16 protein-coding genes are annotated in these 13,230 nt (G+C 68.8%); 13 read left to right on the forward strand and 3 right to left on the reverse strand.

What is annotated here, in order from left to right; genetic code table 11:
- Window positions 1-44 precede the first annotated feature (44 nt).
- From secY to truA, 10 genes are all read left to right on the forward strand, one after another.
- A complete protein-coding gene (gene secY, locus ALMP_RS04220; protein ID WP_264924825.1) occupies window positions 45-1,358 on the forward strand; it encodes a preprotein translocase subunit SecY in 1,314 nt (437 codons plus the stop codon).
- Entirely contained in the window at window positions 1,358-2,020 is a 663-nt protein-coding gene (locus tag ALMP_RS04225) for an adenylate kinase (RefSeq protein ID WP_264924826.1), read from the forward strand. The genes secY and ALMP_RS04225 overlap by 1 nt, the downstream gene beginning before the upstream one ends.
- Before the next feature lie 135 nt (window positions 2,021-2,155).
- Window positions 2,156-2,992: a type I methionyl aminopeptidase gene (gene map, locus ALMP_RS04230; RefSeq protein ID WP_264924827.1), complete on the forward strand. Its 837-nt coding sequence runs from the start codon at window positions 2,156-2,158 to the stop codon at window positions 2,990-2,992.
- A gap of 152 nt (window positions 2,993-3,144) precedes the next feature.
- Complete coding sequence (infA, locus tag ALMP_RS04235; protein WP_003948620.1) at window positions 3,145-3,366, forward strand: translation initiation factor IF-1; 222 nt, start codon at window positions 3,145-3,147, stop codon at window positions 3,364-3,366.
- 70 nt (window positions 3,367-3,436) lie between these two features.
- Window positions 3,437-3,550 carry a 50S ribosomal protein L36 gene (gene rpmJ, locus ALMP_RS04240; RefSeq protein WP_003998809.1) on the forward strand — a complete coding sequence of 38 codons (114 nt, stop codon included), beginning with the start codon at window positions 3,437-3,439 and terminating at the stop codon, window positions 3,548-3,550.
- 200 nt (window positions 3,551-3,750) lie between these two features.
- Window positions 3,751-4,131, forward strand: a complete 381-nt coding sequence (gene rpsM / locus ALMP_RS04245) for a 30S ribosomal protein S13 (RefSeq protein ID WP_030788235.1) — start codon at window positions 3,751-3,753, stop codon at window positions 4,129-4,131.
- A gap of 68 nt (window positions 4,132-4,199) precedes the next feature.
- Complete coding sequence (gene rpsK / locus ALMP_RS04250; RefSeq protein WP_010354218.1) at window positions 4,200-4,604, forward strand: 30S ribosomal protein S11; 405 nt, start codon at window positions 4,200-4,202, stop codon at window positions 4,602-4,604.
- Window positions 4,605-4,727: 123 nt separating this feature from the next.
- Window positions 4,728-5,750, forward strand: coding sequence for a DNA-directed RNA polymerase subunit alpha (locus ALMP_RS04255; protein ID WP_003966937.1), 1,023 nt, complete (start codon window positions 4,728-4,730; stop codon window positions 5,748-5,750).
- Between the two features lie 182 nt (window positions 5,751-5,932).
- Window positions 5,933-6,463 (forward strand): 50S ribosomal protein L17, encoded by a 531-nt coding sequence (gene rplQ / locus ALMP_RS04260; protein WP_264924828.1) that lies wholly within the window; start codon window positions 5,933-5,935, stop codon window positions 6,461-6,463.
- A gap of 89 nt (window positions 6,464-6,552) precedes the next feature.
- A complete protein-coding gene (gene truA, locus ALMP_RS04265; protein ID WP_264924829.1) occupies window positions 6,553-7,410 on the forward strand; it encodes a tRNA pseudouridine(38-40) synthase TruA in 858 nt (285 codons plus the stop codon).
- 6 nt (window positions 7,411-7,416) lie between these two features.
- Here the strand turns inward: truA and ALMP_RS04270 are convergent, their stop codons facing one another.
- Window positions 7,417-8,295, reverse strand: a complete 879-nt coding sequence (locus ALMP_RS04270; protein ID WP_264924830.1) for a hypothetical protein — start codon at window positions 8,293-8,295, stop codon at window positions 7,417-7,419.
- A gap of 456 nt (window positions 8,296-8,751) precedes the next feature.
- On the opposite strand from ALMP_RS04270, the gene rplM reads away from it, so the two are divergent.
- From rplM to glmM, 3 genes are all read left to right on the forward strand, one after another.
- Window positions 8,752-9,195 carry a 50S ribosomal protein L13 gene (gene rplM, locus ALMP_RS04275; RefSeq protein WP_019329618.1) on the forward strand — a complete coding sequence of 148 codons (444 nt, stop codon included), beginning with the start codon at window positions 8,752-8,754 and terminating at the stop codon, window positions 9,193-9,195.
- A gap of 42 nt (window positions 9,196-9,237) precedes the next feature.
- Window positions 9,238-9,750 carry a 30S ribosomal protein S9 gene (rpsI, locus tag ALMP_RS04280; protein WP_030173946.1) on the forward strand — a complete coding sequence of 171 codons (513 nt, stop codon included), beginning with the start codon at window positions 9,238-9,240 and terminating at the stop codon, window positions 9,748-9,750.
- Window positions 9,751-9,965: 215 nt separating this feature from the next.
- Window positions 9,966-11,324 carry a phosphoglucosamine mutase gene (gene glmM / locus ALMP_RS04285; RefSeq protein WP_264924831.1) on the forward strand — a complete coding sequence of 453 codons (1,359 nt, stop codon included), beginning with the start codon at window positions 9,966-9,968 and terminating at the stop codon, window positions 11,322-11,324.
- A 136-nt stretch (window positions 11,325-11,460) separates the two neighbouring features.
- Here glmM and ALMP_RS04290 read toward each other — a convergent pair whose 3' ends face one another.
- Both ALMP_RS04290 and ALMP_RS04295 read right to left on the reverse strand, forming a co-directional pair.
- Window positions 11,461-12,273, reverse strand: a complete 813-nt coding sequence (locus ALMP_RS04290) for an ABC transporter permease (RefSeq protein WP_264924832.1) — start codon at window positions 12,271-12,273, stop codon at window positions 11,461-11,463.
- On the reverse strand, window positions 12,270-13,226 hold the full coding sequence (locus ALMP_RS04295; RefSeq protein WP_264924833.1) for an ATP-binding cassette domain-containing protein: 957 nt from the start codon (window positions 13,224-13,226) through the stop codon (window positions 12,270-12,272). The genes ALMP_RS04290 and ALMP_RS04295 overlap by 4 nt, the downstream gene beginning before the upstream one ends.
- Between the last annotated feature and the right edge of the window lie 4 nt (window positions 13,227-13,230).

Below are 13,230 nucleotides of genomic sequence, written 5' to 3' on the forward strand. Positions count from 1 at the left end.
ACCGTCACCCTTGACGCAGATGCGCGGGGGTCGCAGGAGGCACCGTGCTCACCGCGTTCGCCCGGGCGTTCAAGACGCCCGACCTGCGCAAGAAGCTGTTCTTCACGCTCGGCATCATCGTGGTCTACCGGGTCGGCACCCATATTCCGATCCCGGGTGTCGACTACAAGAGCGTCCAGATCTGCGTGGACGAGGCCTCCGGCAACCAGGGCCTCTTCGGTCTGGTCAACATGTTCAGCGGCGGCGCGCTGCTGCAGATCACGGTCTTCGCGCTGGGCATCATGCCGTACATCACGGCGAGCATCATCCTTCAGCTGCTGACCGTCGTCATCCCGCGCCTGGAAGCCCTGAAGAAGGAGGGCCAGGCCGGCACGGCGAAGATCACGCAGTACACCCGTTACCTGACCGTGGCGCTGGCCATCCTGCAAGGCACCGGCCTGGTGGCCACCGCCCGCAGCGGCGCCCTGTTCTCGGGCTGCACCGTCGCGTCGAACATCGTCCCGGACCGCGCGATCTTCACGACCATCACCATGGTCATCTGCATGACCGCCGGTACCGCCGTCGTCATGTGGCTCGGTGAGCTGATCACCGACCGCGGCATCGGCAACGGCATGTCGATCCTGATGTTCATCTCGATCGCCGCGACCTTCCCCTCCGCTCTGTGGGCCATCAAGAAGCAGGGCACCCTGGCGGGCGGCTGGATCGAGTTCGGCACCGTCATCGCCGTCGGCCTGGTCATGGTCGCGCTGGTCGTCTTCGTCGAGCAGGCCCAGCGCCGCATCCCCGTCCAGTACGCGAAGCGCATGATCGGCCGCCGTTCCTACGGCGGTACCTCGACGTACATCCCGCTGAAGGTGAACCAGGCGGGTGTGATCCCCGTCATCTTCGCGTCGTCGCTGCTCTACATCCCGGCGCTGATCGCGCAGTTCTCCAACGGTGACTCCGCCTGGAAGTCCTGGATCGAACGGCACCTGGTCACGGGCAACCACCCGTACTACATCGTTTCGTACTTCCTGCTGATCGTTTTCTTCGCGTTCTTCTACGTGGCGATCTCGTTCAACCCCGAGGAAGTCGCCGACAACATGAAGAAGTATGGTGGCTTCATCCCGGGCATCCGGGCTGGCCGACCGACCGCTGAGTACCTCTCCTACGTGCTCAACCGGATCACTTGGCCGGGTTCGCTGTATCTGGGGCTGATCGCTCTTGTACCGACGATGGCGTTGGTTGGTTTCGGGGCAAACCAGAACTTCCCGTTCGGTGGTACCAGCATCCTGATCATCGTGGGTGTCGGTCTCGAGACGGTGAAGCAGATCGAGAGCCAGCTTCAGCAGCGCAATTACGAAGGGTTCCTCCGCTGATGCGAATCGTCCTCGTCGGGCCGCCGGGCGCCGGAAAGGGAACGCAGGCCACTCGCCTGGCCGAGAAGCTGCGCGTCCCGCACATCTCCACGGGCGACCTGTTCCGCGCCAACATCAGCCAGCAGACGGAACTCGGGAAACTCGCGAAGTCCTACATGGACGCCGGCAACCTCGTCCCCGACGAGGTGACCATCGCCATGGCCAAGGACCGCATGGAGCAGCCGGACGCCGAGCGCGGCTTCCTGCTCGACGGCTTCCCGCGCAACGTCTCGCAGGCCGAGGCGCTGGACGAGCTCCTCGAGACCGAGGGCATCAAGCTGGACGCGGTGCTGGACCTGGAGGCCCCCGAGGAGGAGGTCGTCAAGCGGATCGCCGGCCGGCGTATCTGCCGCAACGACTCCTCGCACGTCTTCCACGTGACGTACAAGAAGCCCGCGAAGGACGGCGTCTGCGACGTCTGCGGCGGTGAGCTCTACCAGCGCGACGACGACTCCGAGGAGACGGTCCGTACGCGGCTGGAGGTCTACCACACGCAGACCGAGCCGATCATCGACTACTACAAGGCGCAGGGCCTGGTCGTCACCATCGAGGCCATGGGCCCGGTGGACGAGGTGACCGCCCGCGCGCTGAAGGCGCTCAAGCGCGAGGACAGCGCCGAGTAGCCGCTCGTAGGCCCCGTAGCCGCGGTTCCCCGGGAGGGGGGCCGCGGCTGCTGCGTGGGGGCCCTGGCCGCCCGCGCAGCCACGTATCGTTGAAGCGTTCGTCTTCCCCTCCGGTCCAGAAAGGCCGTAGTCCCCATGGTGCAGATCAAGAGCCCCGAGCAGATCGCCAAGATGCGTGCGGCGGGGCTGGTCGTCGCGGCCATCCACGCGGCGACCCGGGAGGCGGCCGTGCCGGGGGCGACGACGAAGGACCTGGACGAGGTCGCCCGCAAGGTGATCGCCGAGCACGGCGCGAAGTCGAACTTCCTCGGGTACGGCGGTTTCCCCGCGACCATCTGCACGTCGGTGAACGAGGTCGTCGTCCACGGCATCCCGTCCGACGAGGTCGTCCTCAAGGACGGCGACATCATCTCCATCGACGCCGGCGCGATCGTCGACGGCTGGCACGGCGACGCCGCCTACACCGCGTTCGTCGGCTCCGGTCACTCGCCGGAGCTGGTCGAGCTCTCCCGGGTGACCGAGGAGTCGATGTGGGCCGGTGTCGCGGCGATGAAGCAGGGCAACCGTCTCGTGGACGTGTCGCGGGCCATCGAGACCTATATCCGCCGTCAGCCGAAGCCCGGCGGCGGCCGCTACGGCATCATCGAGGACTACGGCGGCCACGGCATCGGCACCGAGATGCACATGGACCCGCATTTGCTGAACTACGTCGACCGCCGCCGTGGCAAGGGCCCCAAGCTGGTGCCCGGCTTCTGCCTGGCCATCGAGCCGATGGTGTCGTTGGGCACCCCGCGCACCGAGGTCCTCTCGGACGACTGGACCGTCATCACGACGGACGGCACCTGGTCCTCCCACTGGGAGCACTCGGTGGCCCTGACCGAACAGGGCCCGCTGGTCCTGACCGCCCCCGACTGCGGCAGGGCGAAGCTCGCCGAGTACGGCGTCGAAGCCGCGCCGGATCCCCTTGCGTAATGATCTCCGCGGTGGGGCAGGCTGTCTCGATTCGTGTTTCCGGGTGCGCTGACGTAGACTGACTCGTCGGCTCTTGTGCACCCGCATGTCCGCATGCGCCCCTCGGGGAAAGCCCAGGAGTCGATCAAGGTAGTCGATTCGAAGGGCGAAGCGTGGCCAAGAAGCAAGGTGCCATCGAGATCGAGGGCACTGTCGTCGAGTCTCTGCCGAACGCCATGTTCAAGGTCGAGCTCCAGAACGGCCACCAGGTCCTGGCACACATCAGCGGCAAGATGCGTATGCACTACATCCGCATCCTCCCTGACGACCGGGTCGTGGTGGAGCTGTCTCCGTACGACCTGACGCGTGGCCGGATCGTCTACCGCTACAAGTAGATCTTGCCCCAGGCCCCGCCCGTCGTTCGTGCGGGGCCGTCGGCAACTGACCCGGAGAACCTCACATCCCATGAAGGTCAAGCCGAGCGTCAAGAAGATCTGCGACAAGTGCAGGGTGATCCGCCGTCACGGTCGGGTCATGGTCATCTGCGAGAACCCGCGCCACAAGCAGCGCCAGGGCTGATCGCACACAGATCGCACCCCTCTGCCTTCCGCAGAAACTTCGCGCGACGCGAGCTGAATATGTTCATACGCAGGACCCAGGCGGGGATTTTTTTCTGCCTGACACCCCCGGTTCGGAGGCCGGGGACCCAGTTCGTACCTCATACGGCGGCTGGGAGCCGGTTCTGCGGAAGACCTCCGAAGATCACCAGGAGCCATTGAATGGCACGCGTTTCCGGTGTTGACATCCCGCGCGACAAGCGCGTGGAGGTCGCCCTCACCTACGTGTTCGGCATCGGCCGGACCCTCTCGCAGGAGACGCTGGCTGCGACCGGCGTCGACCCGAACACCCGCGTTCGCGACCTCTCCGAGGAGCAGCTCGTCGCGATCCGCGAGTACGTGGACAACAACATCAAGACCGAGGGTGACCTCCGTCGCGAGATCCAGGCCGACATCCGCCGCAAGGTCGAGATCGGCTGCTACCAGGGCCTGCGTCACCGTCGCGGCCTGCCCGTCCGCGGTCAGCGCACCAGCACCAACGCCCGCACCCGCAAGGGCCCGCGTCGCGCCATCGCCGGCAAGAAGAAGCCGGGCAAGAAGTAGTCCGCAGCGGACTCGCCGTCCAGCGGTCTTCGCTGTAGGACCGACCACCTCCCGTAGGAGTTTTCGACATGCCCCCCAAGGGACGTCAGGGCGCTGCCAAGAAGGTGCGCCGCAAGGAAAAGAAGAATGTCGCGCACGGCCAGGCGCACATCAAGAGCACGTTCAACAACACGATCGTGTCCATCACGGACCCGGCCGGCAACGTGATCTCCTGGGCCTCCGCCGGCCACGTCGGCTTCAAGGGCTCCCGCAAGTCCACGCCGTTCGCCGCGCAGATGGCCGCCGAGTCGGCTGCCCGCCGCGCTCAGGAGCACGGCATGCGCAAGGTCGATGTCTTCGTCAAGGGCCCGGGCGCCGGTCGTGAGACCGCCATCCGTTCCCTGCAGGCCACGGGCCTCGAGGTCGGCTCCATCCAGGACGTCACCCCGACCCCGCACAATGGCTGCCGTCCGCCGAAGCGTCGTCGCGTCTGACACGCGGTCGCTCTCGACCGGCTTTCGGTCCGGGCGGTACGGCTCTTTCAGGTCGTGCCGCCCGTACTCTTGTAGTACCTCAGGGCGTCAAATAGCGGGCGCCCCTGACAGAAGGATCGCAACATGCTGATCGCTCAGCGTCCCTCGTTGACCGAAGAGGTCGTCGACGAGTTCCGCTCCCGGTTCGTGATCGAGCCGCTGGAGCCGGGCTTCGGCTACACCCTCGGCAACTCCCTGCGTCGGACCCTCCTCTCCTCGATCCCCGGTGCGGCTGTCACCAGCATCCGGATCGACGGCGTCCTGCACGAGTTCACCACCGTGCCGGGCGTCAAGGAGGACGTCACCGACCTGATCCTCAACATCAAGCAGCTGGTCGTCTCCTCGGAGCACGACGAGCCGGTCGTGATGTACCTGCGCAAGCAGGGCCCGGGTCTGGTCACCGCCGCCGACATCGCGCCCCCGGCCGGTGTCGAGGTGCACAACCCCGACCTGGTCCTCGCCACGCTCAACGGCAAGGGCAAGCTGGAGATGGAGCTCACGGTCGAGCGTGGCCGTGGTTACGTCTCCGCCGTGCAGAACAAGCAGGTGGGCCAGGAGATCGGCCGTATCCCGGTCGACTCGATCTACTCGCCGGTGCTCAAGGTCACGTACAAGGTCGAGGCCACGCGTGTCGAGCAGCGCACCGACTTCGACAAGCTGATCGTCGACGTCGAGACCAAGCAGGCGATGCGTCCGCGTGACGCCATGGCCTCCGCCGGTAAGACCCTGGTCGAGCTGTTCGGTCTCGCCCGCGAGCTGAACATCGACGCCGAGGGCATCGACATGGGTCCGTCCCCGACGGACGCCGCGCTCGCCGCCGACCTGGCGCTGCCGATCGAGGAGCTGGAGCTCACCGTTCGGTCGTACAACTGCCTCAAGCGTGAGGGCATCCACTCCGTGGGTGAGCTCGTCGCGCGTTCCGAGGCGGACCTCCTCGACATCCGCAACTTCGGTGCGAAGTCGATCGACGAGGTCAAGGCGAAGCTGGCCGGCATGGGCCTGGCCCTCAAGGACAGCCCGCCCGGATTCGACCCCACGGCCGCTGCGGACGCCTTCGGCGCGGACGACGACGCGGACGCCGGGTTCGTCGAGACCGAGCAGTACTGAGACGCTCCGCGGGGAGGGCAGTACTGCGCCTGCGGGCCGGCCGCGGCTGGTCACGCAGTTCCCCGCGCCCCTTCCGGGAGCGCCCCTTCGGGGACGCTCCCGGATCTCCGACGGGCAACCGCTCGCTCGGATACTGACCCCGGTACCTGATACGGCCGGGGCAGACACACAGGAGAAGAACCATGCCGAAGCCCACCAAGGGTGCCCGTCTGGGCGGCAGCGCCGCGCACGAGAAGCTGCTCCTCGCGAACCTCGCGAAGGCGCTCTTCGAGCACGGCCGTATCACCACCACCGAGGCGAAGGCCCGCCGCCTGCGCCCGTACGCCGAGCGTCTGATCACCAAGGCGAAGAAGGGCGACCTTCACAACCGCCGTCAGGTGCTCCAGGTCATCACGGACAAGGGCATCGTCCACACGCTCTTCACCGAGATCGGCCCGCGCTACGAGAACCGTCCGGGTGGCTACACCCGCATCACCAAGGTCGGTAACCGCCGTGGCGACAACGCGCCCATGGCCGTCATCGAGCTGGTCGAGGCGCTGACCGTGGCGCAGCAGGCGACGGGTGAGGCCGAGGCCGCCACCAAGCGCGCCGTCAAGGAAGACGCCCTGAAGAAGGACGAGGCCGCCGAGGCCAAGTCCGACGAGGTCGTCGTCGAGGACGCCGCCGAGGCGAAGGCCGACGAGGCTCCGGCCGAGGAGTCCAAGGACGCCTGAGGCTCTGTCTCGCTGTGAACGGGTCCGCCCTCAGGGGCGGGCCCGTTCCACGTTTCCGACGAGGACGCGGCCGCTGGGAGGACGCAGAGGTGAGTGACGAAGTACAGCCCGGGTCCGTGCGCGTGCGCCTGGACCTCTCCTACGACGGGACCGAGTTCTCCGGGTGGGCCAAGCAGGCCGGCGGGCGGCGGACCGTCCAGGGGGAGATCGAGGACGCCCTGCGGACCGTCACCCGGTCCCGGGAGACGTACGAGCTGACGGTGGCCGGGCGGACCGACGCCGGCGTGCACGCCCGGGGGCAGGTCGCCCATGTCGATCTGCCGCGCGAGGTGTGGGTCGAGCACCACGAGAAGCTGCTCAAGCGGCTCGCCGGGCGGCTGCCCAAGGACGTCCGGGTGTGGGCCCTCAGAGAGGCGCCCAGCGGCTTCAACGCCCGGTTCTCGGCGATCTGGCGGCGGTACGCCTACCGGGTCACCGACAATCCGGGCGGTGTGGATCCGCTGCTGCGCAACCATGTGCTGTGGCACGACTGGCCGCTGGACGTCGACGCCATGAACGAGGCCGCGCGGCGGCTGCTCGGGGAGCACGACTTCGCCGCCTACTGCAAGAAGCGGGAGGGGGCGACGACGATCCGCGCGTTGCAGGAGCTGAGTCTGCGGCGCGGCGACGACGGGATCGTCACCGCGACCGTCCGGGCGGACGCCTTCTGCCACAACATGGTGCGCTCGCTCATCGGGGCGCTGCTGTTCGTGGGCGACGGGCACCGGCCGCCGGACTGGCCGGGCAAGGTCCTCGCCGCGGGCGTCAGGGACTCGGCGGTACACGTCGTACGGCCGCACGGGCTGACTCTGGAGGAGGTCGGCTACCCGGCCGACGAGCTGCTGGCCGCGCGCACCAAGGAGGCGCGGAACAAGCGGACGCTGCCCGGGGCCGGGTGCTGCCGGTAGCCGGGGCTACTGGTTCGCCGCCGCCGAGGCCTGGGTCTCGCCGCGGCGGCGGATCTGCTGGAAGGCGAACTCGGCGAGGTCGTCACCGGTGGTGAAGACCTGCGTGTCCTTCGTGGTGACGTCCTTGCCGTCGGTGAAGCCGGTGAGGGTGAAGTAGGCGTACCGGCCGTAGGAATTGGTCGTCGAGCGGCAGATCGCGGCGTTGCAGAAGGCCTTGACGCCGTCGCCGGCGAGGGCCTTGACGATGCTCTTCTTGTCGGCGTCGGCCTTGGCCTTGAGGGCCTGGGCCTCGGTGTCGAAGACGGCCACGCCGACCGTCGCCGCGACGCCGTCCTTGACGTAGGTGACGCGCATGAACCGGGTGCAGCCGTTGGCGGTCAGGACCTTGGGCAGGGTGCCCTGGGCGGCGGTGACACAGCTCGTGGTGTCGGCCTTCGCGGCCTTCTTGTAGACCGCCGAGCCCATCGTCAGCTGCGTGCCCGGGAAGAGGATGTCCGGCCCGTTGGGGGCGGTGTCCTTGTCCTTGCTGGAGACGAACTCCTTCGGGTCCAGCGGCGGCGGGGCGCTGGTCGGGGCGAAGGACGGGTCGGTGGACGCGCTCGGCAGGTCCCCGGAGGCGGGCAGCGAGGAGGTCGGCCGGTTGTCCGCCTCGTCACCGTCGTTCGCCGACACCACGGCCATGGCCACGGCCGTGCCGACGGCGATCGTCGCGAGCGCGCCCCCGCCTATGAGGAACAGCCGACGGCGCTTGTTGCGCGTCTCGGACGCCTCGGCGAGCGCGGCCCAGTCCGGTGCCGGATCCGTTGCGCCGCTGCTCCACGGCTGCTGGGAGTTCGGTTTCCACGGATCCCACTGGGACGGAGGTCCCCCCTGCCCATAGCTCATGGGCCGCATCTTAGACGGGGCCGCGGGTGTGCTGTTCCGCCTCAACGGGCCCCGCCGCGCCCCGCGTTCCGGGGAAGAGTGCGGGCAAAGACGACATGTCCGGGTGGTTGGTACGGCGTTCCCGCTGGCCACCGCGACCGGGCCGGGCGGCGGGGCCGGCCGGGCGGCCGCACATGTGGCGCGGGCCACCTCCGGGCGTGGTCACGGGGGGTGTTCCCGCGGTGACACGGACGGGCCGGCCGGGCTCGTTTTGACCCGGCCGACGCGCCACGGGTATCCTGCATCTTCGTTGTGTATTGGCTTGCTCATTCTCACGGGACGGGCCCTTACACCGGTCCACCGGGCCGATGACCAGCGACCAGCACGCGGTTTGCGTCACCGCGGTGCGGTCAGGGCTGTCGTGATCGTCTTCGGTGACCTGTCAGGACCACTCACTCGAAGCGAAGGCTACGAACCGTGCGTACGTACAGCCCCAAGCCCGGCGATGTGACGCGCCAGTGGCACGTCATCGACGCTCAGGACGTCGTCCTGGGCCGTCTGGCCACCACCGCCGCCACCCTGCTCCGCGGCAAGCACAAGCCGATCTACGCGCCGCACGTCGACGCTGGTGACTTCGTCATCATCATCAACGCCGACAAGGTGCACCTCTCCGGCAACAAGCGGACCCAGAAGATGGCGTACCGCCACTCCGGCTACCCGGGTGGTCTGCGCTCCGTCCGCTACGACGAGCTGCTGGACAAGAACCCCGAGAAGGCCATCGAGAAGGCCGTCAAGGGCATGCTCCCGAAGAACTCGCTGGGCCGTCAGATGCTCTCGAAGCTGAAGGTCTACAAGGGTGACCAGCACCCGCACGGCGCGCAGCAGCCGCAGCCGTTCGAGATCACCCAGGTCGCGCAGTAAGTCCGGCCACCCACCCCAAGCCAAGAGAATCTGAGGAGAACCGTGGCCGAGACCACTGCCGAGCAGCCGCTCGAAGAGCTTGACATCGACAGCTACACCACCGAGTCCGAGGTCCCCGTCGAGGGCGAGTACACCTCGGAGTCCCTGGCCTCCCGCTTCGGCGAGCCCCAGCCGGCCGCCGGCCTGGGCCGCCGCAAGAACGCCATCGCCCGCGTCCGGATCGTCCCGGGCTCCGGCAAGTGGAAGATCAACGGTCGCACCCTCGAGGACTACTTCCCGAACAAGGTGCACCAGCAGGAAGTCAACGAGCCGTTCAAGGTCCTCGAGCTCGAGGGTCGCTACGACGTCATCGCCCGCATCGCCGGTGGCGGTGTCTCCGGCCAGGCCGGTGCCCTCCGTCTCGGTGTGGCCCGCGCGCTGAACGAGGCCGACGTCGACAACAACCGCGGCCCGCTGAAGAAGGCCGGCTTCCTCCGCCGCGACGACCGTGCGGTCGAGCGCAAGAAGGCCGGTCTGAAGAAGGCCCGTAAGGCGCCGCAGTACAGCAAGCGCTGATCAGAGCTGCCTGCACGTACTCCGAACGCCCCGGTGGCACGCAACGTGCCGCCGGGGCGTTCGTCTTATCTCAGCCATGGGCGTATAACGGCACAAGGTGCTCAGACGCTTGTGTGATCGGATGTTCAGGGCATCAAATGCCCGGATGCGGGAGCCGCGCCGACCATCCGAGACGCCGAACGGCTACCGAAACTGACGCTTCCTCAGGAGGACAAGTGGGACGACTCTTCGGCACGGACGGCGTGCGCGGTGTCGCCAACGCGGATCTCACGGCCGAGATGGCGCTCGGTCTGTCCGTCGCGGCGGCGCATGTGCTGGCCGAGGCGGGCACCTTCGAGGGCCACAAGCCGACGGCGGTGGTCGGACGGGACCCGCGCGCGTCCGGGGAGTTCCTGGAGGCGGCCGTGGTCGCCGGCCTGGCCAGCGCGGGTGTGGACGTGCTGCGCGTGGGCGTGCTGCCCACCCCGGCCGTCGCGTACCTGACCGGCGCGCTCGGCGCCGACCTCGGCGTGATGCTCTCCGCCAGCCACAACGCCATGCCCGACAACGGCATCAAGTTCTTCGCCCGCGGTGGCCACAAGCTCGCCGACGAGCTCGAGGACCGGATCGAGTCCGTCTACGAGGAGCACCGCACCGGCGCGCCCTGGGACCGGCCGACCGGCGCGGGCGTGGGACGGGTGCGCTCGTACGACGAGGGGTTCGACCGGTACGTCGCCCACCTCATCGCCGTCCTGCCCAACCGGCTCGACGGGCTGAAGATCGTCCTCGACGAGGCGCACGGCGCCGCCGCGCGGGTCTCGCCGGAGGCGTTCGCCCGGGCCGGCGCGGAGATCGTCACCATCGGCACGGAGCCGGACGGCCTCAACATCAACGACGGCTGCGGCTCCACCCACCTGGAGAAGCTGAAGGCCGCCGTCGTCGAGCACGGGGCCCACCTCGGTATCGCGCACGACGGGGACGCCGACCGCTGCCTGGCCGTGGACCACACCGGCGACGAGGTGGACGGCGACCAGATCCTGTCCGTGCTCGCGCTGGCCATGCGGGAGCGGGGGGTGCTGCGCTCGGACACCGTGGTCGCGACCGTCATGTCCAACCTCGGCTTCAAGCTGGCCATGGAGCGGGAGGGCATCCAGCTGGTGCAGGCCGCCGTCGGTGACCGGTATGTGCTGGAGGAGATGAAGCAGCACGGGTACGCGCTCGGCGGTGAGCAGTCCGGGCATGTGATCATCCTGGATCACGCGACGACCGGGGACGGCACGCTGACGGGGCTGATGCTCGCGGCTCGGGTCGCCCAGAGCGGGAAGTCGCTGCGGGAGCTGGTGTCCGTCATGGAGCGGTTGCCGCAGGTACTGATCAATGTGCCCGACGTGGACAGGTCCCGGGTGTCCTCCTCCGCCGAGCTGGCCGCCGCCGTCGGTGAGGCCGAGCGGGAGCTGGGGTCGACCGGGCGGGTGCTGCTGCGGCCGTCGGGGACCGAGCCGCTGGTCCGGGTGATGGTCGAGGCTGCGGACATCGAGCAGGCGCAGTCGGTCGCCGGGCGGCTGGCCGACGCGGTGAAGTCGGCGCTGGGCTGACGGCTGCGGGGCTGGGGGCTGTGGTCCGGGGGGCCGGCCGACCCGCACACGAACAGGGCGGCGGACTCCGACGGGGTGTCGGTGTCCGCCGCCCTGGGGTGGACGGTTTGCGGGGTGGCCCGCGCTGTCACGGCGGTTACTTCGGGTCGCGGTTGAACGTCGAGGTCGACCAGAAGTAGCCGAGCACCGCGAGGCCCAGGCACCAGACGACCGCGAGCCATCCGTTGTGGCCGATCTCGCTGCCGAGCAGCAGGCCCCGGAGGGTTTCGATGGCGGGCGTGAAGGGCTGGTACTCGGCGATCGGCTGGAACCAGCCGGGCATGGAGTCGACCGGGACGAAGGCGCTGGACAGGAGCGGCAGCAGGATCAGCGGCATCGCGTTGTTGCTGGCGGCCTCGGCGTTCGGGCTGACCAGGCCCATGCCGACGGCGATCCAGGTGAGCGCCAGGGCGAAGACCACCAGCAGCCCGAAGGCGGCCAGCCACTCCACGACCGTGGCGTCCGTGGAGCGGAAGCCGATGGCCACGGCGACGGCGCCCACGAGGACCACACTCATGATCGACTGGAGCACGCTGCCGACGACGTGCCCGACGAGCACCGAGGGGCGGTGGATCGCCATGGTGCGGAAGCGGGCGATGATGCCCTCGTTCATGTCGTTCGAGACGGACACCGCGGTCCCGATCACGGTGCTGCCGATGGTCATCAGCAGCAGGCCCGGGACGATGTAGGCGATGTAGTCGGAGCGGCCCCCGCCGCCGACGCCCGCGCTCATCGCGCCGCCGAAGACGTAGACGAAGAGCAGCAGCAGCATGATCGGCGTGAGCAGCAGGTTCAGGGTGAGGGACGGGTAGCGCCGGGCGTGCAGCAGGTTGCGGCGCAGCATCGTGGCCGAGTCGCGGACGGCGAGGGAGAGCCGGGACGGGTGGGCGGGAACCTGCGCGGTGCTCATCGGACGGTCTCCTTGGGCTGGTCGGGGATGTCGGTGCCGCCGGTCAGGGCGAAGAACACGTCGTCGAGGTCGGGGGTGTGCACGGTCAGTTCGTCCGCCTCGACGCCGGTCGAGTCCAGCCGGTCGAGAAGCGAGCGCAGTGCGCGCTGGCTGCCGTCGCTGGGGATCTGGAGCGCGAGGGACTCGTCGTCGCGGGTGGCTTCGCGGAGCGCGCCGGTGGCGCTCCGGTAGGCGGCCGGGTCGGTGAAGCGGAGCCGGACGTGCCCGCCGGGGACGAGCCGTTTGAGTTCCTCGGCGCTCCCCTCGGCGGCGATCTTCCCGTCGTTGAGCACGGCGATGCGGTCGGCGAGCTGGTCGGCCTCCTCCAGGTACTGGGTGGTGAGGAAGACGGTGACGCCGTCGGAGACCAGTTCGCGGATGATCTGCCACATGGTGTGGCGGGAGCGGGGGTCCAGGCCGGTGGTCGGTTCGTCGAGGAAGATGATCCGCGGGTCGCCGACCAGGGTCATGGCGATGTCGAGGCGGCGTTTCATGCCGCCGGAGTAGGTGGAGGCGGGCTTCTTCGCGGCGTCGACCAGGTCGAAGCGCTCCAGCAGCTCGGCGGCGACCTGTCGGCCCTCCCTGCGGGAGAGGTGGTGCAGGTCCGCCATGAGCCACATGTTCTCCTCGCCGGTGATCAGGCCGTCCACGGCGGAGAACTGGCCGGTGACGCCGATGGTGGCGCGGATCGCCTGGGGGTCGGTGGCGAGGTCGTGGCCCGCGACCCGCGCCCGGCCGCCGTCGGCGGAGATCAGCGTGGAGAGGATCTTGACGGCGGTGGTCTTGCCGGCGCCGTTCGGGCCGAGCAGGGAGAAGATCGTCCCTTCGGGGACCGTCAGGTCGATGCCGTCGAGGACGGTCTTCTCGCCGTAGGACTTGCGCAGCCCGCTCGCCGCGATGGCCGGGTTCGTCATGGTG

It is taken from the genome of Streptomyces sp. A012304 (assembly GCF_026008495.1).
GTDB lineage: Bacteria > Actinomycetota > Actinomycetes > Streptomycetales > Streptomycetaceae > Streptomyces.

What these genes read in the sequence shown, in the direction of transcription:
- ALMP_RS04225 (WP_264924826.1), top strand. Translation starts at nt 1,358, where the DNA reads ATGCGAATCGTCCTCGTCGGGCCGCCGGGCGCCGGAAAGGGAACGCAG.
- rpmJ (WP_003998809.1), top strand. Translation starts at nt 3,437, where the DNA reads ATGAAGGTCAAGCCGAGCGTCAAGAAGATCTGCGACAAGTGCAGGGTG.
- rplQ (WP_264924828.1), top strand. Translation starts at nt 5,933, where the DNA reads ATGCCGAAGCCCACCAAGGGTGCCCGTCTGGGCGGCAGCGCCGCGCAC.
- ALMP_RS04290 (WP_264924832.1), bottom strand. Translation starts at nt 12,273, where the DNA reads ATGAGCACCGCGCAGGTTCCCGCCCACCCGTCCCGGCTCTCCCTCGCC.
- ALMP_RS04255 (WP_003966937.1), top strand. Translation starts at nt 4,728, where the DNA reads ATGCTGATCGCTCAGCGTCCCTCGTTGACCGAAGAGGTCGTCGACGAG.
- map (WP_264924827.1), top strand. Translation starts at nt 2,156, where the DNA reads ATGGTGCAGATCAAGAGCCCCGAGCAGATCGCCAAGATGCGTGCGGCG.
- ALMP_RS04295 (WP_264924833.1), bottom strand. Translation starts at nt 13,226, where the DNA reads ATGACGAACCCGGCCATCGCGGCGAGCGGGCTGCGCAAGTCCTACGGC.
- rpsK (WP_010354218.1), top strand. Translation starts at nt 4,200, where the DNA reads ATGCCCCCCAAGGGACGTCAGGGCGCTGCCAAGAAGGTGCGCCGCAAG.
- rpsM (WP_030788235.1), top strand. Translation starts at nt 3,751, where the DNA reads ATGGCACGCGTTTCCGGTGTTGACATCCCGCGCGACAAGCGCGTGGAG.
- ALMP_RS04270 (WP_264924830.1), bottom strand. Translation starts at nt 8,295, where the DNA reads ATGAGCTATGGGCAGGGGGGACCTCCGTCCCAGTGGGATCCGTGGAAA.